This window comes from Secundilactobacillus paracollinoides DSM 15502 = JCM 11969, assembly GCF_001311135.1.
Lineage (GTDB): Bacteria > Bacillota > Bacilli > Lactobacillales > Lactobacillaceae > Secundilactobacillus > Secundilactobacillus paracollinoides.
In genome coordinates this window covers 1-23167 of the sequence record NZ_BBAG01000038.1, presented here as the reverse complement: position 1 = coordinate 23167, position 23167 = coordinate 1, and the positions used below count along the sequence as shown (strand labels likewise).

Below are 23167 nucleotides of genomic sequence, written 5' to 3'. Positions count from 1 at the left end.
TTAACCCTGAAACTCAGTGCTAATGAAAACGATTACAGATATACTGGCGTTGCAATTGGTTCTATTAAATGGATCTACAAAACTATTTAAGTGAAGTTGTCGGTTAAATCTAATGCGAGGTGTTTGTTTTGAGAAAGTATGTTTCCTACGCGTTAGGAACGTTCGGTCACGATGCGTTCTATAACACGCTTAGTATCTATTTCATGATGTTTCTGACGAGCCAGTTGTTTACGAATGCGTCAGACGAAAAGATGGTCGGCATTGTGACCATTGCCGTCGTTGTCATTCGGGTCGGTGAGATCTTCTTTGATCCGCTGATCGGTGGGGTTGTTGATAACACGCAGACCCGCTGGGGGAAGTTCCGACCGTGGATCATGACCGGATCGGTGGTCGCCTCAGTTGGGCTCCTCTTCCTGTTTTCTGATTACTTTGGGTTAGCTTGGAACAACCCAATGATCTACCTGATCCTCTTGATCATCACGTTCTTGATGGTCGATGTGTTCTACTCATTCAGTGATATTGCGCTCTGGTCCATGCTGCCAGCAGTGAGCCTGGACACGAAGACGCGGACTAAGTTTGGGACTGCTCCCGGATCGGGTCTACGCTGGGGGCTCAAATCGTTATTGTCATTATTACGCCAGCCATCATGTTATTCTCACACCTGATTTCCCACGTGTCATACGGGACTCAGACGCGTGCCGGCTGGACGGGTTACGTAGCAATCGTTGTGATCCTGTGTGCCGGTGGGGCCTTAATTACCTGCCTCAACATCAAGGAACAACATAATCTGATTCGTTCTAATGTGAAGCACACCACGGTTTCTGATATCTTTCGGGCTATCGGAAACAATAAGCAGCTCTTATGGATCTCTGCATCATACATTCTGTTTGCCTTTAGTTACGTGGTCACCAACTCACTGTTGATGTACTACTTCAGATATCGGTTAGGGAACGCCGGTGCCTATACCTGGGTCGGTGTGATCACTTGTATCTTAGGCGTTATTTCGGTCTCACTCTTCCCAGCTTTGGAATCTCTGATTCACCGGAAAGCATCTATGTTGGCGGAATCGCCTTTATGCTGATTGGCTACATCATCTTCTTGTTCGCTGGCCAGAGCCTGCCGATGGTCTTAGTTGCCGTTGCCTTTTACTTCTTCCCATACCCACTGATCTTCTTAGCAACACTGATGACGATTACGGATAGTGTGGAATACGGGCAATTGATCAACGGGACACGGAACGAATCCGTGACCCTGTCCGTTCGACCGCTGCTTGATAAATTAGCGGGTGCCATTTCAAACGGGATCGTTGGTGTCGTTGCCGTCGCCGTTGGGATGACTGGGAACGCTAAGCCCAGCGACATTACGTCTGGCGGTGTTCAGGAATTCAATACGTTTATGTTCTATATTCCGATTATCTTATTAGTCATTGCAGCCATTATTTTTGGCTCAAAAGTCACGTTAACTGAAGCCAAACATGCTGAAATCGTTAAGGAATTAAGCAAACGATTGAAGACTGAAAATGGCGGCAAGGAAGAAACTGCGACAACGGACTCAACGACGACAACTGGTCAGGGAAATCTCGCTACTGATACGCCAACTTCAGGTCAACATTAGTTAATTAAAGTCTGTTTGTTCGCGTTCCATCAGGGTTTCTAGCCTTTAAGGAGATGGTGCTCGTCAAAGAAATGGAAACGTTGTCAAAAAACTATTGACAACGAGAAACTTTAGAATTACGCTTATTCACGAATTAAAGAAAGTCGTTTTATAAAATAACTTTCAAATAAAAATTAGGAGGATTCAATTATGGGTATTTTAGATCGGATGCGCCTTGACGGTAAAGTTGCTTACGTTACCGTCGGTGCTCAAGGATTAGGGAAAGCCATGGCAACCGGGTTAGCAGAAGCCGGTGCGACGTTGCGATCGTTGATATCAACGGTGACAAGGCGCAAGCTACTGCGGATGAGATTGCAAAGGACACGGGCCGTAAGACCATTGCCGTTGCAACTGATGTGACTGATCAAGATCAAGTTGAAGACATGATCAAGACAGTTGTCGACAAGTTAGGCGGTTTGGATGCAGCCTTTAACAACGCTGGTGTTTGTTTAAACATCCCAGCCGAAGAAATGACATTCGAACAATGGCAAAAAGTGGTTAACCTCAACTTGAACGTCGTTTTCCTTTGCTCAACGGCTGCTGGTCGTTACATGTTGAAGCAGGGTAAGGGTTCAATCGTCAACACCGCTTCAATGTCAGCACACATTGTCAACCGGCCACAACCACAATGTTCATACAACGCAACCAAGGCCGGTGTTATTCAATTATCCAAGTCACTTGCCATTGAATGGGCTAAGAAGGGCGTTCGTGTTAACACCATGAGTCCTGGTTACATGGGGACTGACTTGACCTTGAGTTCACCAGATCTGAAGCCATTGATCAAGACCTGGAACGACTGGGCACCACTTGGCCGCTTAGGTAAGCCCGATGAATTACAAGGCATGGCCGTTTACCTGGCCGGCGATACCAGCAGCTTCTCAACTGGTGAAGATTACCTCATCGATGGTGCCTTCACTGCTTGGTAGACTGAAGCCTTTATACCGGCAACTGATAAGCGCAATGACAGTTAGTGACAAATAAGGCATCGCAGTCGCTCAGCCATAACAACACAATGATCATTACCCACTTATAAAGACCATTTTAATGACTGCCTTGCTTGAAACGATCAGGATACTAGAAATGATAGTTCGCCGGTAAGCCAAGCCAGCTTAACTGACTTAATATGATTTCCAACTATAATAAGGGTATCCGTTGTTGATTATTTCAAATATGTAAGCGGTACCGATTCGACTTGATCCATGACACCCACCTATTAATGAAATGATGTTTGCTCAGCATCACTTCAGTTATGGATCAGACAACCCCTTAGACGCTTAGATGATGGCACTGATTGGTTTGCCTTAACAGGTCACCGTTTCCCCGATTCCATCACCAGGGGCGCGATGCCGGTATGTTTCCTGAAAAGCACCACAAATGATTTTCTTAACTTGCAATTAACCAATGCTAGTAAAACTCACTGCAATGGGCTACTTTCCAACGCATTGCAACTCAACCAGTTACCGTTTTGAACGGTGTAGCTGGTTAAGTCAAACCGTCGATCGCCCAACATTAACGGCTTGACTTAGCCAGTTACTTCTACAAGCGCGTTGAAGGGATTCACATTACTGTCGCGCTGCTTAGTCAGCGACATTGGAAAATGGATGAAAAGAGGAACAGACAATGAAGTATTTAATCGGAACCGATATTGGGACGTCAGGCACTAAGAGTATTTTAATGGATACTAATGGTAAACTGCTGGCCCAAGACCTTGAAGAATATGATGTGTTGACCCCACGTCCGCTCTGGCTGAACAGTGGCCAGACGTTTGGGTAAAGGGTGTGAAAGATTCTATCCGCGCCGTTGTTAAGGATAGCGGTGTTGACCCAAAGGACGTTCAAGGTATCGGCCTTAGTGGTCTGTATGGTGGTTCAGGCGTTCCCGTCGATAAGGACATGAACCCCGTTCGCCCAGACCTGATCTGGATGGACCGTCGTGCTGCCGAAGAAACCCAATGGGTCAAGGATAACGTTGACCTTGACCGGTTATCTGAAATTACTGGGAACGATGTTGTTGACCCCTACTATGGGTATACTAAGGTGCTCTGGATCAAGAACCACGAACCAGAAAACTGGAAGAAGACTGCGTTATTCCTGCCACCGAACAACTACGCTATCTACAAGTTGACCGGTGCCGTTTCAATCGATTATTCCGCTGCTGGTAACATTGGTGGGTTCTACGATATCAATAAGGGTACTTGGTCTAAAGAAATGATGGACGCCATGGGTGTACCAATGGACAAGATGCCGCAAAAGTTCGTTGATGCCACCGAAGTCGCAGGACGATTAACGAAGGAATCTGCTGAAGATCTTGGCTTGCCTGAAGGCTTACCAGTCATCGCTGGTGGGGTCGACGTTGGGGCTGCTAACATCGGGATGGGCGTTTTGAAGCCTGGCCGTTACGTTGCCGCTATCGGCTCTTCAATGAACGCTGCGTTAGTCAGTGAAACCCCAATTAAGGGCAAGGGCCTGATCGTTTGGCCATACCCATACAAGTCACGCGAACTCGTTTATAACTTTAGTGGGTCGGCAACTGCCGGTGCCATTACGAAGTGGTTCCGTGATAATTTCGGTGAAGCTGAAGTAGCTGTTCAAAAGGCTGGCGGCAAGAACGCCTACGTCACCCTTGGTGAAGAAGCCAAGGACGTCCCAGCTGGTAGTCGCGGCTTAGTCGTTCTGCCTTACTTCATGGGTGAACGGGCACCAATTTGGAACTCTGATGCAAAGGGGACCATTCTTGGGTTGTCCTTGGTTCACACCAAAGCTGATGTGTTTCACGCCTTTGAAGAAGCCGTCTGCTACGCGCTTCGGCACAGTATCGAAAGTACTGGCCGTGACCTCGGCGACTACATTGTGATCGCTGGTGGGGTCACCCACTCTAAGGCCTGGGTTCAAATGTTTGCTGACGTGACGGGCTACGCTGTTCGGACACCGATCGATGACGCCGAAGCTAACTTGGGTGACGTCATGCTTGCCGGTCTAGCCACTGACAGCCTGACCGTCGATGATGTACAAAAGTGGCAAGTCCTTGGCGACAAGGTTGAACCACGCAAGGAACAGCATGACATCTACAACAAGTACTACAAACTGTACCGGAATGTTTACAAGGACTTAGGTGATGATATGCACGAATTGTCCTTGATCTCCGGGATCGAAGAATCATAGGAAAGACCGTTTTGTGAAAATGATATCGTGAATGATGTGAATGTTTCGAAATGAATGTAATTAGCTGATAGAATAAAAGCGGGGCGGGTGCGAACCTTCCCCGCTTTGGTGTCTAATTAAGGGAGGAATGAGTACGATGTACAGACTAATCACCAGTGATCTCGATGAAACGCTATTGCGAAAGGATGGCAGTATTTCAGAAGCCAACGTTTCAGCAATTAAGGAAGCAGCTGCGGCGGGCGTCAAATTTGTCCCGAATACCGGGCGGAGTTTTTTGACCATTCAGCCGCTGCTTCAAACCCTCGGCCTCTTTCAACAACCTGACGAATACGTGATTTCATATAACGGCGGGGTGGTCGTTGAAAATCAAAACAACCGGGTGATCGTCAGCAACGCAATGCCGCATGATGAGGCTGAAAAGGTCTTTGGCATCATGCGGGAATTTGACGATATCGATATCCATGTCTACACCCTGGATCACCTGTACATTTACCATTTAAGAGCTGATGACCAGGCCTATTTGAAGACGCGTGGCGTGGCCTACGACGAATTTAACGCGCCGACATTAGCCGCGTTTAAAAATGACCAAATTATGAAAATTATCGGGATGCACCCGCAACGACATGTGCAGGATCGACTCTATCAAGCGGTGATGACCCGCTTTAACGACCAAATCAATTGTACGTATTCTTCCGGTCAATATATGGAAGTGAACCACTTAGGTGTTGATAAGGGGAAGGCTGTGCTGGACCTGGGTCAACAACTAGGCATTTCAGCAGATGAGATCATTGCCATTGGCGACAACGATAACGATCTGTCAATGCTGCGTGTTGCCGGTATGCCAGTGGCCGTCGCAAACGGGATCGACTCTGTGAAGCAGGTCGCCAAGTACGTCACTGACCACGACTATGAACGCGGTGTTGCGGATGCCATCAAACACTTTATTGATTAGTTGCGAGTGACGTTGTGTGACACAAAACGTGATTGTGGTCCGTAAGTTATAGGCCGTTGGTGCTATACTGGCTGCGGCTTATTTTAATAGATAGATCAAAGAAAAATTGGGAGATGTTAACATGACTGAACTCATTACTGTTGAAGAACACTATGCAACTGCTGCGAGCCTGAAAGCGGCGACCGCGCAACACGCGCAACCAGCGGACACGGCGGCTGCAAAGCGCCTGGGGCAGGCTATCGGTGGCGGATTAGCGCAGTATGCTGTTGACGATAAATTGATTGAACCCTTGGAAGACCGGCTCGCCTTTATGGACGCCCACAACATTAAAATGCAGGTGCTATCCGATGAAGGGTTGGAAGGGACAGCACCCGATAAAGCTGTCGCACAGGCACAGGAGATGAATGATCATCTTGGTGCCGTGATTCAACAGTATCCCACTCGGTTTTCCGGGTTTGCTGCGTTACCGGTTCAAAACGGTGAAGCTGCGGCCGCGGAATTAGAACGGGCCGTTAAGGAAGACGGCCTTAAGGGGGCCATGATTCACGGCCGGGTGCAAAGCCAATTTCTGGATGCGCCACAATTTACGCCCATTTTTGAAAAAGCGGCCGAATTGGATGTGCCGATCTACATTCATCCAGGGATGACGGCGCCAGCAGTCCTCAACACCTATTATTTGAGTGACCAGTACCCACTCGCAAGCGGTGGTGCGCTTGGACTGCCTGGGTTTGGCTGGCATGCTGAAACGGGTCTGCAATTTGTCCGGCTTGTTTTAGCGGGGCGCTTTGACCAGTTCCCTGACCTGAAGATCATGATGGGCCACTGGGGCGAGCTGGTCAGTTTTTACATGCACCGGATGGATGAGACAATCATGCCAACGAAGCCTGGTTTGAAACACGATATTTCCTATTATTTCCACCATAATCTCTACGTGTCACCAAGTGGGTTGTTTGATCAAAACCAGTTACAGTGGGCAGTCAACGAATTCGGTGCCGACCACATTCTATTTTCAACGGATTATCCCTATGAACCAACGGATAAGATTGCGACCTTTTTAGACGATGCTGATTTGACACAAGCCCAACGTGATCAGATTGGTTCTGGGACAGCGAAATCGATTCTGCATTTGTAGGATCGTCGTGGTGTCACTACAGTCCGTGAAAGAATGTGTCACATTTTTAATGTAAATAACTAAAGGTGGTTGTTTCGGGATACAGATGCCAGTATAATAAGTTTAGCAACAATATTAGGTATTTGTGTCGATATTATAACGAAATCACACCCACACAAAGGTTGTCAATGCGTGCGCGCTTGGCAACCTTTTTTAACGAACAGCTACATACAGGTCTTTCAATGACTGAGGAGGCTTTTGATGAACTATACAATTATTGGGGTGTCAGGACAGCTGGCAACTTATTTAATGCGTTACATGGCAGACGATGCCGGCCTAGCAAATTGTCAAGTGGTCGCTCGTCGGCAGATGGGGACATCGTCATCGCAATCGGTGCCGACCCAAACGGCTGACGTTAGTGACCAGGCAGCATTAACGCAGCATCTTGAAGGAACGGATGTCTTGATCTACATGGCTGATATAACAGCAACCGTCAACCGAAACATTGTCGAATTTGAAACGATGCTTGAGGCAGCTAAGGCGGCGTTTGTTACGCAATTGATCTTTGTCGGGTCGTTTGCTGATCAGGAACGTAACCCTTATGTATTGTCGCCGTTTTACGGATACGCAACGCGGCGATTAGCAACGGCTGGCATTCCCTATGCTGTCATCAAAAATGCGTTGCTAGCTGATCAGCTTATCCCGTCTTTACCTGAGTTTGTTCGGCAAGCCGCATTGACCTATCCGGTGGGTGACCAGGCGTTGTCCTATATTGGCGCAAACAACAGTGCGGAAGCTATCGCAAAGGTTGCGGTAACACCGACACTGCGGGGCAAGGGCCAGAGCTATACGCTGACGCAACCCTGCAGTTTGAAGATGACCGATCTTGCGCACATTTTGACTATGACACTGGGTGAGAAAATTGGTTACGCTCCGGCGAGTTTGCAGGATTTTGCTGCAAGTCAAAGGAAATCGGGTATTCCTGGGCGCACCTCGCTATATCAAGCGGGCGCGATGGGACTACTGGATATTGTAACGGATGATTTTGAAACAATTGTTGGGCGCCGAGCAGATGGGATGGCGGCGATTTTGAAGCAGAGGGTGGCACTGATATAGAGAGTGGAGGAAAACGGTAGGAAGCGGAGTGTAAGCCAAACCTGGTGTAAATGCCCGTTCCTGGCATTTACACCAGATTTGGCTTACATGCAGCTTTCTGTTTTCCGGAACTCGTTTCGGATCGAGGACAGAGAACCACCCAGAAATGCCTGAACTTGGCATTTTTGCCAGATTTAGCTTACATGTAGCTTTCTGTTTTCCGGAACTCGTTTTTGCACGGTAGCCAAGAAAACTCACAACCATAGCATATAACCTCATTCCCTAAATAACGGGCTACCAATCCAGAAATTAAATAATCAAAACAAAGCACCACAAAACAACTAGGAAGCAAATTTTTCTTCTTGGCTGTTTTTAGTATAGACAAATTAAAACTCAAGAAATATAATGGACAAAAGCCACTACCTAGGAGGCACATACCATGGCGTTATCGCAGCACGACCTGCACCAAATTCGAGCGTTCAACCGAGACTATACTGAACTTCTTGGCCTGTTAAACAAACGGGTCTTCAACACGACACTCAGTTGGCCGGAAGCTCGCGTATTGATGTTAATTGCCGCGCAGATGCCCATCAGTCCCAAAGACGTCGCGGCGAGACTGGCCCTTGACCGCAGCTATACAAGTCGGTTGATCAAAAAACTGGCGACGATGGGATTAGTCAAAAAAACACCGTCTTCAACGGATTCCCGGGCGGTCATTTTAACGGTAACAACGGCTGGTAGGGTGCTTAATACGCAGCTTGATCAGCAATCAGACAAGCAGGTGCAACAGATCCTTCAGCCGCTGACACCAAGCCAGCAACAACGTGCTACCCAGGCAATTGAAACGTTACAGGATCTACTATTTAAATCATAAGAGAGAAAGTGTGCCTATGTGGCAAGTGAAGCCATTTGCGGAATTAACCGCTACTGAGTATTTTGAGTGTCTAAAGCTTCGAGTCAATACCTTTGTGGTGGACCAAAACCGGGTCTATCAAGAAGTAGATGATAACGATTTAAAGGCAGTCCATATCTTTAATCAGGTGGACGACCAGGTAGTTGCGTATGCGCGGGTCTTTCAAACGGATGCCCAGACGGTGACCTTTGGCCGTGTGGTGACGGATGACGCCCATCGCGGAACTGGGATGGGCAACGACTTGATGCACCAGATCATGACGGTGGTTCAACAGGATTTCCCGGATTTAACCATCAGCATTGAAGCCCAGGTTCAAGTTCAGGGCTACTACCGTAAGTTTGGCTTTGAGACAGAAGGAGACACGTTTATTTTTAACAGTACCCCACATATTAAAATGGTTCACAGTGCTTTGTAGCTTTTAAAAACGCCATGACACCGGCAAACAATTGCGTTTTCCGATGCCATGGCGTTTTTTAATGGCGTTTGCGAATCTGTCCCATTTTGGCCAGAAACGAGGCGATGTTATGCAGATCAGTTTCAGAAAATTGGGAAACGACCTGTTGGGCCTGTTGATTTAAATAGGTGTCGAGGGCTTGATGCTGCGCGTTAATGGCCGTTCCAGCTGGCGTTAAACGGTAGTGAATTTCCTTTTGATTGTCGGGATGTTTTTCCTGCTGGATGAGGGCTAACTGCAGTAGTTTCTTCGTTGATTTTGAAATGGTACCTCGCGTCACACCAAGTTTCTCCGCCAATGCGACCCCGTTGATGAGGTGGTGAACGGCAATGGCCCTGAGTGTATGCATATTAATAATGGAGAGTTGATCGACAATTGCGGCTAATTCTGGATCGGCGAGTCGCGAACTGATCCAGGTCTTCTCAAATTCGTCACCTGAGGCCAGTTGACTTGCGAGGGTGACCAGAGCGGGATCGATCTCAGTCTTGAAATAGGTTAGTTTTTCCATGATGCGGCCTCCTTTTGAGTTGACTTTACAGCTTAAACGCGATATTGTTTCCTTAAGAAACAATATCACAGTTGAGACAATTTTGCACTGATTATGTTGCAACTGCATCCCCAACCAGGATGTTGTTCATTAAACACAAAAGACCCGTCACCGCACGTATGACGGGCGGGCACTATTGCGTTTAACACAAGGAGGATTTTTGAAATGACGGTATTCAAAGCATTTTCAGATGATCAAATTCTTGCTTTCTTGAAGGACCAGGTCAAAGCCGGCACTGTTTACACCGACGAAGCCACCCTTCAAAAGCAGTCGTTCAGTCCTAACCTTTCCGGTGACGACAGCGGGTTAGCCCTTGCCTACATCGAAGCTGGTAATTCAGACGACGTAAAAGGCGTTTTAAAGACTGCCCGCAAGTACCACATCGCAGTTATCCCGCAAGACCAATTCACGACGACGGTTATCGGTGCTGATGGTGTTGCTGGGAGCTTCATTCTCTCAACCAAGAAAATGAACCAAATCGTTGAAATTAGTAAGGCCGATTCTCTCGCTGTTGTCCAACCCGGCGTCATCAATGGTGATCTGGACGAAGCTGCGCGTAAGGAAGGCATGTTCTACGCACCAGATCCAGCTCAAAGCCGATTTCTGGGATCGGTGGTAACGCCGCAACCAACGCTGGCGGGATGAGCACTGTGAAATACGGTGCCACTAAGGATAACATTCTCGGTATGAAGGTCGTTTTGGCTGATGGGCGTGAGATCAAGCTTGGCGGTCGGACCTTGAAGCAGGCCTTTGGCTATAACTTGACTCAGCTGTTTGTCGGGTCTGAAGGGACGCTTGGCATCATCACTGAAATCACGGTTAAATTGTTGCCGATCCCACTCGGCACCCCAACAATGGGGATTGCATTCTTCGATGACATGACCAAACTCGCTGAGGGCGTGGCAGCTATCCGGATCTCCGGTGTGTACCCAACCATGTTGGAAGCGCTGGACAGTGCAACGATTTCGGCACTGGACACCTACGAAGGGACCCACTACAGTGAAAATAGCGGCGCCATGCTGATCTTTAAGATCGACAGCAGCACCCCTGAAACGGTCAAAGTGTTGAATGATCTGTTGGCTAAATATCAGGCAAAGGACGTGCAAGTGACTACGGATGCCACGGAACAAGCAGCCCTTGAAAAATTGCGTCGCGACATGTTGCCAGCCATCTTTGCTGGTCAAAACCATATCATGGAAGACATGGCAATGCCACTGTCCAAGTTAGCCCCAATGATGGACTACATCAGCGAGGTCGGCACCAAGCTCAACTTGAAGATCTACGTGGCCGGGCATGCCGGTGACGGTAATGTGCACCCAACCATTGTGTGGCCAAAAGAAGTGACGGAGACGCCACAAGCAGTCGTCGAAGCCCTGCAACCGATGTTCCACAAGACGTTGGAACTGGGCGGAACGATCTCGGGCGAACACGCCGTTGGGATGCTGAAGAATCAGTGGAACAACGAAGAGTTAGGTGAAGATGTGGATCAGATTCAACATCAGATCAAGGCGTTGTTTGATCCGATGGGAATTTTGAATCCGAAGCGGAAAATAAATTAAAGAGCGTGGAGGGAGGCGCTTTGAGGGCGGAGCGTAAGCTAACTCTGGCAGAAATGCCGAACTTGGCATTTTTGCCAGAGTTGGCTTACGCAGTAGCCCTCAGCCTCCCGGAACGCGTTTCCACTATGAGGCCTAGAAAGACCGAAAAGTCAGGGTCTGACTTTTTGGGTCGAAGTGCCTTACGGAGCCCTCAGCCTCCCGGAACGCGTTTCCACTATGAGGCCTAGAAAGACGTGCATCTAACCGGTATTGGTTAAGTGAGTGGTCTAAATCTAAACCTAACATTATTAGCTCTGAAAAAAGAAACAGAAAAAGCACCGAGAGATCAATTGGTCTCTTGGTGCTTTTTGCGTTTGATTTTTCAGGTGTTTCCAGGTAACAAGGCTTTTCAGGCAACAGGCTTTCTATGCGACATTGCCCAAACGTGTTCCGCAGGGCAAGGGGCGGCCATGTAACGGACTCTGGCAAAAATGCCAAATTCGGGCATTTCTGCCAGAGTCCGTTACATTCTGCCCCTTAATCGCCCTGCTCCACACTCTCGCCTCTAACCCAACTCCCAATCAACTTCCGCTGACTAAAGACCACCGGAATCAACAGCACGATAGCAAGGATCCCACATGATGGGAAGCCCCAGATACCACCTGCGATATCCATGACGGCACCCACGAAAATGCTGCCGATCGGCGTTGTGCCCTGATTCAGCAGGACGTACACGCTCATGACACGACCACGCAGATTATCCGGAATACTGTATTGGAATGAGGCGTTAGACTGGTTCAAGAAGATCATGTTACAGAATCCGACGGCCACCATGACCAGCATGGCCAGCCAGTAGGTGTGGACAAACAGCATCAGCGTTTGCAGACAGACGGTACCGGCTGTCACGAACAGGTAGATGTTCCGTTGCAGCCCGAACCGAGACAGATAGCTCATGAGGAAGGCCGCGATGAGCGACCCGATCCCACTGGCGGACAGCAGATTTGCATAGACTTGCGCGCCGGAATGCAGCACCGTTTTGCAAAAATAGGAATGATGACGTTGTTGTTAAAGTTCAGCGTGGACACCACCAGCATTAATTCGGCGCTGAGTCGGATGTTCGGCTGGTGCCAAACATAGCTGAGACCGTACTTCACATCGGACCACATCCGCTGACGGGAGCGGGATGCCAGTGGTTTGGTCTGGTGAATCAAAAAGAGACCAAGCAGCACAGCGAAGTAACTGATCGTGTTCACGAGGAAACAAAAGCCAACGCTGAATTGGGCCATTAAGATCCCGGCCAGAGAAGGGCCGACGATTTTGGCCATGTTGAATAGGGTGGAATTTAACGAAATCCCGTTCATCAGGTCCTTCTGGCCGACGAGCTCAACAACGTAAGACTGACGGGTTGGGGTATCGAAACTTTGAAGGATCCCGTAGAGAATGGCAATGGCTAGGATTTCCCAATACTGGACTAACTTGGTGTAAATGAGCACCGTCATGGCTAATCCTAAGAGCAGAAACCCAAATTGGGTTAACAATAAGATGCGTTTCTTGGGATACCGGTCAATAACGGTCCCGGCAACCAGCGTTAAAAGAAGGATCGGGACAAATTGGCATGCCGTTAGGACGCCAACCAGAAATGCTGAACCGGTCATCTGATAGACGAGCCAAGTTTGCGCAGTCCGTTGGATCCAAGTGCCCATGACCGAAATACATTGGCCGAACCAGAAGTAACGGAAATTTCGGTTTTGAAGCGATGAAAAAGTACTACGTAAGACGTTCATGTGTGCGCCAGCTTTCGTTCATGTTCCATGTTTATGGTCGTCAATAAATACATTATCAATAACGATAGTCTTTATTACCCAAAAGTCAATAAAATGTAATCGTTATTATAATAAAAATCTAAATTTAACACAACTGACATATTCCGGTTAGGTGACGCCTTGCTTGCACCAGCAACCAGAAGTCGGTACACTGGTTCGTAAACAACGGAGGTGGCGTATGACAAAGGCAGACGACATATTTCAGGCAATTCAAGATGACCCGCAGAATGAAGCATTTACTAAGGCAGGGATTCAACCGCTGTACAAAGTGATGCCGGAAGCTGAGATTCTGATCACCAGTCAGGCACCTAGTCGGCGGGCGCAGGAATCGATGCTTTTCTGGGATGATCCAAGCGGCGACCGGCTTCGTGACTGGATGGGCGTTACGCGTGAGCAGTTTTACAATTCTGGGAAGGTTGCGGTGTTACCACTCGACTTTTATTTCCCGGGAAAAGGTGTTCGGGGCGATCTGCCGCCACGCAAGGGCTTTGCTGAAAAGTGGCACGCGCCATTGCTGGCATTGATGCCGAATATTAAGTTGAATCTGCTGATCGGTCAATACGCGCAGAAGTATTACCTCCAAAAACGGCGCCAGAAGAATTTATCGGAAACGGTCAAACATTACGCAGACTACATGCCTGAATATTTTCCGTTGGTGCACCCGTCACCGTTAAACTATGGGTGGTTAAAGCAGCACCCGTGGTTTGAAGCAGAAGTTGTCCCAGCGTTGCAGGCAGAAGTGGCTGACGTTTTCAGAAAATAGTGGGTTATTAGAGTCGTCAGTTAACTATAGGGAGTCAAAAAAGACCGGTTAAAGGTCTTTTTCTTGGGTCTTGCGATCAGTTCGTCATGCTACAGAAGACTGATGATACCAGTGAAGAAAGGCATCGATTCGATGTAATCGGTTACGCCTTACATGAAGTTTAGGTACCCATAAAAATAAACATGAAAAAAGGTGAGAAAAATACTTGTGTTTAATTTTAAAGGGTGTATATTAAGTATTGAAAATTGAGCATGCGCTCAGTCAGTTTGAAAATATAATAGAGTTTGCTTTGAATGTTTGGACCAGTGAAATAGGTTGTTGATATAATTTTAAACAGATGCGCTTAAGGTTAGATCAATACTTACTTTGCTGAATGTCAACCGAATTTCTAAGCCCATAGAAAAGAGGTTCTATAAATGATGAAAGACGATACTACGAAGCACAACAACCTGGTACAAGGGGTATCGGGTGATGGTAAGAGTCTGGATGAAGTGAATGGCAGTGTTAAGGTGCCAAAGAATGCGGGGTTCTTCAAGACCCTGATGGCCTACACGGGGCCTGGGATCCTGATTGCCGTTGGGTACATGGATCCAGGGAACTGGATCACATCAATTTCAGGTGGTGCCCAGTTTAAGTACCGACTGCTATCAGTCATCTTGATTTCAAGTTTGATTGCGATGTTACTGCAAGCAATGTCTGCTAAGTTGGGGATCGTTACTGGTAAGGATCTTGCCCAACTCACACGGGAGCGGACATCTAAGGGAATGGGAATTGTTCTCTGGGTGATTGCTGAATTAGCTATTATGGCAACGGATGTTGCAGAAATTATTGGTTCTGGGATTGCGTTAGAATTGCTATTCAAGATTCCACTGATTATCGGTATTCTGATTACGGCTGCCGATGTCTTGTTACTGTTAGTTTTGATGAAGTTAGGGTTCAGAAAGATCGAGGCCATTGTGGCCACGCTGGTCGCTGTCATCCTACTGGTCTTCGCTTACGAAGTTGCCCTTTCTAACCCAAGTATGAGTGGCATTATCAAGGGGTACGTGCCAACCAGCGGTATTCTGACGAACCACTCAATGTTGTACCTGTCCTTAGGGATCGTGGGTGCGACCGTTATGCCCCATGACTTATACCTTGGGTCTTCAATTTCACAAACCCGGCAATTAGACCGGTCCGACCACAATGATATCAAGAAGGCTATCAAGTTCTCAACGATCGATTCGAACATGCAATTGTTCATCGCCTTCATTGTAAACAGTTTGCTCCTGATTCTGGGTGCCGCATTGTTCTTCGGTACCAACAGCTCACTCGGTCGGTTCGTTGATTTGTTCAACGCATTGAGCAACAGCCAAGTGGTTGGTGCCATTGCCAGCCAATGCTCAGTATGCTGTTCGCCATTGCCCTGTTATCATCAGGTCAATCTTCAACCATTACTGGGACCTTGGCAGGGCAAATTATCATGGAAGGGTTCATCCGACTACGGGTGCCATTATGGGTTCAACGGTTAGTGACCCGGTTGCTCTCAGTCACACCAGTGTTGATCTTCGCCATTATCTACAAGGGTAATGAAGCAAAGATCGAAAGCCTTCTAACGGCATCACAAGTGTTCCTGAGTATCGCATTACCGTTCGCCATTATCCCACTGGTGATCTTCACGAGTGATAAGAAGATCATGGGCGAGTTTGCTAATCGTCCGTGGGTCAAGTACGCCGCTTGGATCTCAACAGTCGTCTTGATTGGATTGAACATCTACCTGCTGTTTGACGAAATCATTGGCTTATTCTAAAAATGAACGCAAAGTCAGAGCTGACACGATTCTCGCTCTGGCTTTTCTTATAAGAATTACCCAGCAGCACACACCATAACTGGACGAAAGGACGAGAGGCTCAAGTATGATGAAGACAGATTCAAAGGGTGACGCCCAGAAAGAAAAAATTGTGCGGATTGCCCGCGAAATGTTTGCAACAAATGGGTTTGAAGCCACAACGACCCGCAAAATCAATCAGGAGGCCGGCATTGCCGAGGGACTGATGTATTACTACTTTCCACACGGCAAATGGCAGATTCTAGACACCATCGTTTACGAAGGGGTGATGGCGCGTCTGAGTACCGCAAAGTTTAGCTTTCGCAACATCAATTCGTCGGCTGATCTTGAGGATTAGTTAATGGCGTGCTTCGAAAAAATCTGGGCAAACTTTAGCGACGAACAGCTTTATCAATCCTTCATGATCACGATTCGAGAACGGCCGCTCCTGTCTGATAAACAGGCAAACTGGCTGTTAGATACGTTAGACGCATTAGCTGGTCAGCTATCAGACGGGTTGATCAATATGACGGGAGCCTTCCATGTGCCTGCCGAACAAGCACCGGCATTGGCTCAAGTCTTGCTCGCTATTTTCCAGAAATTGATTTATGACCAATTGCTGATTAAAAACGATCGTCAGTTGGATGGCAGTTTGAAGTCAGCGTTACGGCCGCAAATTCAATTGTTGCTTAGTCAAATTGAAGCTTAAAGGATGCCCAACATCTGGTTGTCGCATCAACACAACGCCATCAGTAAAATTCCAAGCGTGAATTTTGCTGATGGTTTTTTTGTGACACCGGCTTAAAATTATGCACTGCCGCAGTTGGACTGTTGGATTGTGAAAATCAGGGTGACCAGATGTCTGTTAGTGCGCTGTTAAGGTTTCGTCACAGATAATCACTTATGCTTGATATAAGTTTAAGAAACCGTCTGAGCAGTACAGAAGTAAGTACTGCGGCCTTTCTTCCACACTGATGTTTCTCGTGGTATAGTTGAGGTATACGGGTCCTATCGACTGATAGTTATCGAACACTTTACGTATAATTGTGGCACTTATTTTTTTGTTAACGTGGTACAGTAAGATTACGAATTAAAGGGGGCGGGAAAAAGATGTTAAAGAAAAATCACACGCGGCGTGAACTGCAAAAGGCGATGCTCGCGTTACTGACTTCGAAGCCATTTGCTAACATTACGGTGAATGACTTGGTTAAGCAGAGTCACCTTAACCGGAGCACCTTTTACCGCTGCTATGATGATAAGTACGACTTGATTCGAAGCGTTGAGGATGACTTTATTGCGAAATTCATGGTCTTTCGAAAACAGTTTGGTATCTTTAATCTTGAAAACGATGCGTTAGAGGCTAAATTTGAATTTTGTCGCGCCCATGCGGTGACCATTCGGACACTGCTGAGCGTCAACGGTGATCCGCGGTTTGAACGCCGGTTGCGCCAAGAGATCGACCGGGCAGTGGATGCCAAGTTCCAATTAAAAATGAAAAACGATTTAGATATTATGGCAGCTAATTTTGCTAAGTCGTCGCTGAGCGGCGCGGTGATGTATACGATTGGCTTCATTGCCAGCAACCCGGATCCTAAGTTGGTTGTCCCGCTGGAGCAAAATATGAAGCGTCTGATATTAAACGGTCCGTGGCAAATATTAGAAGAAATATCAGATCCGGATAAAGAGAAGAATCCGGATACAAAATAATTAGTACTATTTTTAACAAGGACTTTATCCCGCTGAAACCCGCATTATATTAGGATTTGTTTGACTTTTCTTGTAGTTAAAATGAAACAATTTTAATTGAATTGTTGGTTGAAGGTCATTCGAGTTCTCGATATGATAGACCCATAAAGTGATAGTGAATTGAGTCTAAGCTACGATGAGTTGTGAGTATTCAGGTTTATCACATAGGAGTTGGCTTATATAAAGCACTACTTTGACCTTTGAAATGAGTCACATCATTGCAAGATGGATAATTGGAGTTATCCGGGGGATCTTGTGTGAATAACGGGGGGGCGTTATTCAACGAGGGTGTAATTTAAAAAGGTTTTCGAATAGAAGCTTAACAATATAAGCGTGTCTCAGACATGGGACCAACATAAAAAAAGACGCAAAGGCTTTAGGGGCTGGAGGGTCTTTTTTGTGGAAAGAGTGTGGAAGAAGGCAGAGTGTGGAAGAAGGCGGTTAGAGGGCGGAGCAGAAGCTAACTCTGGCAGAAAATCCTGGGTCTGGATTTTTTGCCAGAGTTGGCTTCTGCAGGAGCCCTCTGCCTTCTGGAACACGTTTCGGCTACGTAAATTGGAAGCGCAGTAGCCGAAATAACGCGGTTGCCAAAAATGCTGACTCCCGATTATGACTATTAGGCTAGCGTCAGTTCTACAATAATTTTCTGTAACTCATTTAGGCTACGTAAATAGAAAGCGCAGTAGCCGAAATAACTCGGTTGATAGGACCCGGAAAACGAATTGAATACAAAACGAAAAAGACACCCGCAAGGGCTGGTTCACCAGCTCTTTGTGGATGTCTTTTTATGCTCACGGTTGAAAATAGTTTTGGATTTATCAGTTGTGAGTCGTGGTTTCAACTCACCGATTGCTTTTGGCACCGCGTTTCTCGGCCACGTAGCCGAAACGTGTTCCAGAGGCCAGGGGGCTACTGCGTAAGCAGCTTCCGGCACAAATTCCAAGTTCGGGAATTTCTGCCGAAAGCTACTTACGCTCCGCCCCCTAAACGGCCTCCTCCACACTCTACACCATTGCATATCCCACCACCACCAGCAACGCCGGCAACATATTCGCGACCCTGACCTTAGTATCCAACAGCAGATTAATGCCGATACAAAAGATCATCATCGATCCCACCAACGAAATGCCGTTTGTCATCGCGGTTGTGAGGAACTGGTTGATGAAGACTGCCAGTAAAGTGATGCTCATTTGGAAAATAAAGAGTGGAATGCTGCTGAAAATTGCGCCCACACCAAAACTCGCTGCATAAATGGCAACGATAACGCCGTCCAGAATCGCCTTTGTAAACAGCATCGTTGGGTCGTGGTTCACAGCGTCCTGCAACGAACCGATAATGGCCATTGCCCCAATACAAATGGTCAGTGTGGCACTGACGAAGCCTTCAATGAACAGGGAGTCACTCTTAGCGCCAACCTTGCGCCGCAACCAGTCGCCCAATTTAATAAACTGGTGGTCAATGTCGATCAGTTCACCGATCAAAGACCCGACCACAAGCGAGATGGTGGCCATCAAGGTACCATGGGTGCCCACCTGGCCGTGTTTAACAACCAGCATTTGACTTAAAACGCCGGCAATACCAATGAAAATGACAGCAACGCCAATGGCCTGAATAATTGTTTTTTGCAGCTTATCGTTTAGCAGCTGCTGAAAAATGTAGCCGATCAAACCGCCTACCAGGACGGCTGCAGTGTTCACAATGGTGCCGATACCTACTATGTAAATGATGCTCACCTCTCTATGTCACGTTTAAATGGTCAGAAACTGACCATATTGACTAAGTGTACCACGTGTTTGATAGTCGAGACAATTACGAGTTAGTGGGGCTGTCGCAGGTGTTTTTTGACTGAAAATGAATCGTTTTGCTAAATAACTACCCAGTTAAAGCCGGCAAACACAGCGAGATTTTTACAATGCCGTGCCAATTTTGTAATTTTGTGACTGTGAATTAGGGCTATATTTGTACGAATCAGCCCCTTTTTTAATGGATAAATTTATTACTATGTAAAATGTAAGCGGTTACTTTAATGCTGGAGAAAATCTGTCTCTAGCAATAGGAGGTAAATGATGGAAATTAACGCGCTAAATGCGGCTATTATTGGCTGCGGTGTCATCAGCGACATTTATATTCAATCCCTGCAAGAAAAATTCAAGATCATTGAGCCGGTTGCGTGCTATGACCGCGATGAGGCGCGGATGAATACGCAGGCGGAAAAGTACGGCTTAAAACCCATGAGTTACGAGGCCATTCTTGATGATCCATCGATCGACATGATCATTAATTTAACTAACCCTGCAGCGCATTACGAGGTCACGAAACAAGCACTGTTACATGATAAGCACGTCTTTTCCGAAAAGATGATTGCGGTTGACCTTAAACAGGGACAGGAACTCTGTGACCTTGCGGAAGCCCATCATGTTCGTTTGGGCGTGGCGCCAGATACGTTCTTGGGTGCTGGTATTCAAACGGCACGGTACATCGTGGATAAGGCTTAATTGGCACACCGTTGTCAGCAGTCGTGTCACTGAACCGTGACTTCGACGTTTATGCGGATATCTTTCCGCACATGAATCAGCCGGCGGGTCACTGCCATTTGATACCGGCTGTTACTACATGACGGCGCTGGCCAACATTCTTGGCCCTGCGAAACGGGTAACCAGTTTCGGCCGTAAATATCAGCCTGACCGCGTTGGTAAGCGCGTCGATAAGCCATGGTTTGGTGAGAAGTCAACGGTCGCTGCTGATAACATTCTCACGGCAGTCGTTGAATATGCGAATGGGACGTTAGCGACCGTTCATTTTAATTCCGAGAACATTTTAACTGAGGTGCCGCAACTTGATATTTACGGGTCGGACGGCACGCTCAATACGGGGGATCCGAACAACTTTGATTCGCAAAACTATCTGCAAAAACCGCAAAATGAGCGAACAGCCTTTCCATTTACCCACGGCTACCGCGAAAACTCGCGTGGATTAGGTGCAGCTGAGATGGCTTGGGCAATTCGCCAAGACCGGCCGCACCGCGCAAGCATGACCATGGCCTACCACGTGTTTGAGCTGATTCATGGCATGTATATCAGTGCAACGACTGGGCAGATCTATGAGCTTCAATCTACGTTCGACCGTCCAGAGGCGCTGCTTACGGGCTATGTGGACCGCGGTTTCTGGGGACCAACGCAGGAAAGTGCTCTGGCATTCTAAACGACATTAAGGAGAGAACATCATGACAATTAAACGCATTGCGCACGCATCATTTAAAGTAACCGATATGGCAAAGGCCGTTGCATACTACTGCGATGGTTTGGGATTCACCGATAAATTTGAACTTCAAGATGACCAAGGCGCCCGTGGATCAAGTATCTGGAGATCACACCGGGACAATTCTTGGAACTCTTTTACGACCCGGACAACCAGCCAAAAGCGACTCACGGCTATGATCTGGACGGCTTTTTGCACATCAGTTTAGAAGTCGACGACATCCAGCAAACAAAGCGCGACTTGGAGGCCAAGGGTCTTGCGGTCGATAGTGAAATCAAGTATGGCCCAGATTACTCCTATCAGTTGTGGAGCTCGGATCCGGATGGCAATCAGATTGAGTTTATGCAGTGTACGGGGAAGTCGTTGCAAATGAGGTAGAGCGTGGAACGAGGCGGTTAAGGGGCGGAGCATAAGGTACTTTGACCCGAAAAGTCCGGGTCTGACTTTTTGGGTCGAAGTGCCTTATGCTCCGCCCCTTGCCTCGTGAAACGCGTTTCGGCTCGAGGACAGAGACCCACACAGAAATGCCTGTACTTGGGCATTTTTGCCAGAGTTGGCTTACATGCAGCTTTCTGTTTTCCGAAACGCGTTTCGGCTCGAGGACAGAGACCCACAAAGCAATGCCAGCACTAAGCATTTTTGCCAGAGTTGGCTTACATGCAGCTTTCAGTTTTTCGAAACACGTTTCGGCACGGTTACAAAGAAAGACTTCACAGTTAATTTTTTTGTTTAACCACTAACAAAACCAGGAGGATCAACAAATGAAAATGCCAACAATGGCCGAAGTAGTTGCCGAAGAAGCAACCCTTCAGTTCACAAAATTCGATAACCAAACAGCGCTCGCAATCGGTAATCAACTGGTAGCACTGGCACAAGAACGGCACGCCGCAGTGACAATCGATATTACACGTTGTCGCCAGCAGCTCTTTCACGCCGCATTACCAGGAACCGCAATTGATAACGATGAGTGGCTGAAACGTAAAATCAACGTTGTGTATCAGTTCGGCGTCAGCAGCTTCATAAACAGCTTGAAATGACCGCTCAAGGGCGTTCAATTGAAGAAGCTTCTTGTTAACAAGTACCAGTTTGCGGCTGCTGGCGGTTGTTTTCCGGTGGTTTTAAAGGACACTGGGTTGATTGGCACGATTGCCGTTTCCGGGATGGCTTCAGAGGAAGACCACCAGTTGATCGTTGACGAACTAACCGCGTTTTTGACACCAATCAAGTAGGCCGTTGGCAACCGAGACTGCTCGTTGTAAACTAGGGACAGTTAATAACTAGTAAGGTGCAATGAGGAGGGCCATCATGGAGCGATTACCACTGATCAACACGCAATTTACATTGTTTGGCGGGCATAAAGAAACGGTGCAGCCCGGCTGGCACTGGAAACCCGAAGCACATCTCGCTTTTGAACTGATGTACATCATCGCGGGAACCCAGCGCACGGAGTCCGAAATTGGTGAGCTGGTTGTTCACGCTGGCGAGTTCATCATTATTCCTTATGGCATCCGGCACAATAATTTTGCGATTGGTGAGACCCCGCTGACCTACTTTGCGGTGCACTTTAACCTTGAAGAACCCACGCTTAAATATTTGTTGACTAGACAGTTCTCCAACCGGATCATCAAGGCTGGCGACGAAGCGTACGAGGGGCTGAAACGACACGCATTACAGCTGATTGATCAGTTTCGACCCGAGTATAGTTTGACGGATAAGCTCAACATCCAAGTGACGATGATCAACCTGATTGCGTTTCTGGTCAATATGGTGTAAAAAGACACGCATTTTGACGTCCGCGAAACCAACATCAACCAGTTCTTGTTGTGCCAAAAAATTGCGGGTGACATGAAGAAACAGTTGGATAACCAGATCTATTATGCGAGCGAGCCTACCCATATTTCGGTAGCTAAGATCGTGTCAAAATACAACATTAGCCCAAGCTACGCGCTGGATCTGTTCCGAAAGTTCTACCAAAAATCCCCGCAGGCTTATTTGATCGATTTGAAGCTGGAAGCGGCAAAAAATTTGCTGCGCCAACCGCAAACACAAATCAGTCAAGTAGCAGAAAGATTGGCTTATTCGGATGCCAGTCATTTTAGTAGGGAGTTTAAGAAGCATTTTGGGGTGGCGCCGAGAGCGTGGAGCAGAGCGTGGAGCAAGGCACTTTGAGGGCGGAGTGTAAGCAACTCTGGTCAGAAAAGTCCGGTTCTGACTTTTGTGACCAGAGTTGCTTACACAGGAGCCCTCAGCCTTGCGGAACGCGTTTAGTCCATGTAACAAGGGAGCACAGCTGCCAAAAGTTACTCAATAAAATCACCCACAAAGTCCAAGTCATGACCTTTAGTG

At 47.4% G+C, this 23167-nt stretch carries 21 protein-coding genes and 5 pseudogenes; 23 read left to right on the top strand and 3 right to left on the bottom strand.

The window, feature by feature from the left end:
• Nucleotides 1-128 precede the first annotated feature (128 nt).
• The 10 genes and pseudogenes from JCM11969_RS11605 to JCM11969_RS11570 all read left to right on the top strand — a co-directional run bounded on the left by JCM11969_RS11605 (nt 129) and on the right by JCM11969_RS11570 (nt 9300).
• Nucleotides 129-1614, top strand: a pseudogene (locus JCM11969_RS11605) (glycoside-pentoside-hexuronide (GPH):cation symporter).
• 189 nt (nt 1615-1803) lie between these two features.
• Entirely contained in the window at nt 1804-2013 is a 210-nt protein-coding gene (locus JCM11969_RS19200; RefSeq protein ID WP_225353270.1) for a hypothetical protein, read from the top strand.
• Entirely contained in the window at nt 1920-2579 is a 660-nt protein-coding gene (locus JCM11969_RS11600; protein WP_225353277.1) for an SDR family oxidoreductase, read from the top strand. The genes JCM11969_RS19200 and JCM11969_RS11600 overlap by 94 nt, the downstream gene beginning before the upstream one ends.
• 694 nt (nt 2580-3273) lie before the next feature.
• The gene (locus JCM11969_RS19195; RefSeq protein ID WP_225353269.1) at nt 3274-3426 is read left to right on the top strand and encodes a hypothetical protein; all 153 of its coding nucleotides are present in this window, start codon (nt 3274-3276) and stop codon (nt 3424-3426) included.
• Nucleotides 3427-3431: 5 nt separating this feature from the next.
• Nucleotides 3432-4814, top strand: a complete 1383-nt coding sequence (locus JCM11969_RS11595) for an FGGY-family carbohydrate kinase (protein WP_263850063.1) — start codon at nt 3432-3434, stop codon at nt 4812-4814.
• A 136-nt stretch (nt 4815-4950) separates the two neighbouring features.
• Entirely contained in the window at nt 4951-5766 is an 816-nt protein-coding gene (locus tag JCM11969_RS11590; protein WP_054711411.1) for a Cof-type HAD-IIB family hydrolase, read from the top strand.
• 121 nt (nt 5767-5887) lie between these two features.
• Nucleotides 5888-6898 (top strand): amidohydrolase family protein, encoded by a 1011-nt coding sequence (locus JCM11969_RS11585; protein WP_054711409.1) that lies wholly within the window; start codon nt 5888-5890, stop codon nt 6896-6898.
• A gap of 240 nt (nt 6899-7138) precedes the next feature.
• Nucleotides 7139-7993: an NAD(P)H-binding protein gene (locus JCM11969_RS11580; RefSeq protein WP_054711407.1), complete on the top strand. Its 855-nt coding sequence runs from the start codon at nt 7139-7141 to the stop codon at nt 7991-7993.
• A 418-nt stretch (nt 7994-8411) separates the two neighbouring features.
• Nucleotides 8412-8846: a MarR family winged helix-turn-helix transcriptional regulator gene (locus JCM11969_RS11575; RefSeq protein ID WP_054711405.1), complete on the top strand. Its 435-nt coding sequence runs from the start codon at nt 8412-8414 to the stop codon at nt 8844-8846.
• A 16-nt stretch (nt 8847-8862) separates the two neighbouring features.
• The gene (locus JCM11969_RS11570) at nt 8863-9300 is read left to right on the top strand and encodes a GNAT family N-acetyltransferase (RefSeq protein WP_054711402.1); all 438 of its coding nucleotides are present in this window, start codon (nt 8863-8865) and stop codon (nt 9298-9300) included.
• 58 nt (nt 9301-9358) lie between these two features.
• Here JCM11969_RS11570 and JCM11969_RS11565 read toward each other — a convergent pair whose 3' ends face one another.
• Nucleotides 9359-9847 carry a MarR family winged helix-turn-helix transcriptional regulator gene (locus JCM11969_RS11565; RefSeq protein ID WP_054711400.1) on the bottom strand — a complete coding sequence of 163 codons (489 nt, stop codon included), beginning with the start codon at nt 9845-9847 and terminating at the stop codon, nt 9359-9361.
• A gap of 204 nt (nt 9848-10051) precedes the next feature.
• Between JCM11969_RS11565 and JCM11969_RS11560 the strand changes: the two are divergent.
• Nucleotides 10052-11445: pseudogene (locus JCM11969_RS11560) on the top strand (FAD-binding oxidoreductase).
• Between the two features lie 516 nt (nt 11446-11961).
• Here the strand turns inward: JCM11969_RS11560 and JCM11969_RS11550 are convergent.
• Nucleotides 11962-13208, bottom strand: a pseudogene (locus tag JCM11969_RS11550) (MFS transporter).
• 217 nt (nt 13209-13425) lie between these two features.
• Between JCM11969_RS11550 and JCM11969_RS11545 the strand changes: the two are divergent.
• From JCM11969_RS11545 to JCM11969_RS11525, 5 genes and pseudogenes are all read left to right on the top strand, one after another.
• A complete protein-coding gene (locus JCM11969_RS11545; RefSeq protein ID WP_054711396.1) occupies nt 13426-14010 on the top strand; it encodes a uracil-DNA glycosylase family protein in 585 nt (194 codons plus the stop codon).
• A 419-nt stretch (nt 14011-14429) separates the two neighbouring features.
• Nucleotides 14430-15799, top strand: a pseudogene (locus JCM11969_RS11540) (Nramp family divalent metal transporter).
• Between the two features lie 106 nt (nt 15800-15905).
• On the top strand, nt 15906-16175 hold the full coding sequence (locus JCM11969_RS11535; RefSeq protein ID WP_054711394.1) for a TetR/AcrR family transcriptional regulator: 270 nt from the start codon (nt 15906-15908) through the stop codon (nt 16173-16175).
• Nucleotides 16176-16178: 3 nt separating this feature from the next.
• Nucleotides 16179-16526: a hypothetical protein gene (locus JCM11969_RS11530; protein ID WP_054711392.1), complete on the top strand. Its 348-nt coding sequence runs from the start codon at nt 16179-16181 to the stop codon at nt 16524-16526.
• 401 nt (nt 16527-16927) lie between these two features.
• Nucleotides 16928-17524, top strand: coding sequence for a TetR/AcrR family transcriptional regulator (locus JCM11969_RS11525; RefSeq protein ID WP_054711390.1), 597 nt, complete (start codon nt 16928-16930; stop codon nt 17522-17524).
• Nucleotides 17525-18567: 1043 nt separating this feature from the next.
• Here JCM11969_RS11525 and JCM11969_RS11515 read toward each other — a convergent pair.
• Complete coding sequence (locus tag JCM11969_RS11515) at nt 18568-19296, bottom strand: DUF554 domain-containing protein (RefSeq protein ID WP_225353268.1); 729 nt, start codon at nt 19294-19296, stop codon at nt 18568-18570.
• A gap of 330 nt (nt 19297-19626) precedes the next feature.
• On the opposite strand from JCM11969_RS11515, the gene JCM11969_RS19190 reads away from it, so the two are divergent.
• The 7 genes and pseudogenes from JCM11969_RS19190 to JCM11969_RS19165 all read left to right on the top strand — a co-directional run bounded on the left by JCM11969_RS19190 (nt 19627) and on the right by JCM11969_RS19165 (nt 22990).
• A complete protein-coding gene (locus tag JCM11969_RS19190) occupies nt 19627-20058 on the top strand; it encodes a Gfo/Idh/MocA family protein (protein WP_225353267.1) in 432 nt (143 codons plus the stop codon).
• A gap of 118 nt (nt 20059-20176) precedes the next feature.
• A complete protein-coding gene (locus JCM11969_RS19185) occupies nt 20177-20764 on the top strand; it encodes a Gfo/Idh/MocA family oxidoreductase (protein ID WP_263850062.1) in 588 nt (195 codons plus the stop codon).
• 22 nt (nt 20765-20786) lie between these two features.
• Nucleotides 20787-21029, top strand: coding sequence for a VOC family protein (locus tag JCM11969_RS20460; RefSeq protein ID WP_369523229.1), 243 nt, complete (start codon nt 20787-20789; stop codon nt 21027-21029).
• Nucleotides 20948-21199: a VOC family protein gene (locus JCM11969_RS19180; protein WP_225353266.1), complete on the top strand. Its 252-nt coding sequence runs from the start codon at nt 20948-20950 to the stop codon at nt 21197-21199. Before JCM11969_RS20460 ends, JCM11969_RS19180 begins: the two co-directional genes overlap by 82 nt.
• A 383-nt stretch (nt 21200-21582) precedes the next feature.
• Nucleotides 21583-22050 (top strand): annotated as a pseudogene (locus JCM11969_RS19175) (heme-degrading domain-containing protein).
• Nucleotides 22051-22126: 76 nt separating this feature from the next.
• Entirely contained in the window at nt 22127-22594 is a 468-nt protein-coding gene (locus JCM11969_RS19170; RefSeq protein ID WP_225353265.1) for a cupin domain-containing protein, read from the top strand.
• A gap of 72 nt (nt 22595-22666) precedes the next feature.
• A complete protein-coding gene (locus JCM11969_RS19165) occupies nt 22667-22990 on the top strand; it encodes a helix-turn-helix transcriptional regulator (protein ID WP_225353264.1) in 324 nt (107 codons plus the stop codon).
• Nucleotides 22991-23167 lie beyond the last annotated feature (177 nt).

Coding starts and splice junctions, on each gene's coding strand:
- JCM11969_RS19200 (WP_225353270.1), top strand. CDS start 1,804: ATGGGTATTTTAGATCGGATGCGCCTTGACGGTAAAGTTGCTTACGTT.
- JCM11969_RS19195 (WP_225353269.1), top strand. CDS start 3,274: ATGAAGTATTTAATCGGAACCGATATTGGGACGTCAGGCACTAAGAGT.
- JCM11969_RS11590 (WP_054711411.1), top strand. CDS start 4,951: ATGTACAGACTAATCACCAGTGATCTCGATGAAACGCTATTGCGAAAG.
- JCM11969_RS11585 (WP_054711409.1), top strand. CDS start 5,888: ATGACTGAACTCATTACTGTTGAAGAACACTATGCAACTGCTGCGAGC.
- JCM11969_RS11580 (WP_054711407.1), top strand. CDS start 7,139: ATGAACTATACAATTATTGGGGTGTCAGGACAGCTGGCAACTTATTTA.
- JCM11969_RS11575 (WP_054711405.1), top strand. CDS start 8,412: ATGGCGTTATCGCAGCACGACCTGCACCAAATTCGAGCGTTCAACCGA.
- JCM11969_RS11570 (WP_054711402.1), top strand. CDS start 8,863: ATGTGGCAAGTGAAGCCATTTGCGGAATTAACCGCTACTGAGTATTTT.
- JCM11969_RS11565 (WP_054711400.1), bottom strand. CDS start 9,847: ATGGAAAAACTAACCTATTTCAAGACTGAGATCGATCCCGCTCTGGTC.
- JCM11969_RS11545 (WP_054711396.1), top strand. CDS start 13,426: ATGACAAAGGCAGACGACATATTTCAGGCAATTCAAGATGACCCGCAG.
- JCM11969_RS11535 (WP_054711394.1), top strand. CDS start 15,906: ATGATGAAGACAGATTCAAAGGGTGACGCCCAGAAAGAAAAAATTGTG.
- JCM11969_RS11530 (WP_054711392.1), top strand. CDS start 16,179: ATGGCGTGCTTCGAAAAAATCTGGGCAAACTTTAGCGACGAACAGCTT.
- JCM11969_RS11525 (WP_054711390.1), top strand. CDS start 16,928: ATGTTAAAGAAAAATCACACGCGGCGTGAACTGCAAAAGGCGATGCTC.
- JCM11969_RS19190 (WP_225353267.1), top strand. CDS start 19,627: ATGATGGAAATTAACGCGCTAAATGCGGCTATTATTGGCTGCGGTGTC.
- JCM11969_RS19185 (WP_263850062.1), top strand. CDS start 20,177: ATGACGGCGCTGGCCAACATTCTTGGCCCTGCGAAACGGGTAACCAGT.
- JCM11969_RS20460 (WP_369523229.1), top strand. CDS start 20,787: ATGACAATTAAACGCATTGCGCACGCATCATTTAAAGTAACCGATATG.
- JCM11969_RS19170 (WP_225353265.1), top strand. CDS start 22,127: ATGGAGCGATTACCACTGATCAACACGCAATTTACATTGTTTGGCGGG.
- JCM11969_RS19165 (WP_225353264.1), top strand. CDS start 22,667: ATGAAGAAACAGTTGGATAACCAGATCTATTATGCGAGCGAGCCTACC.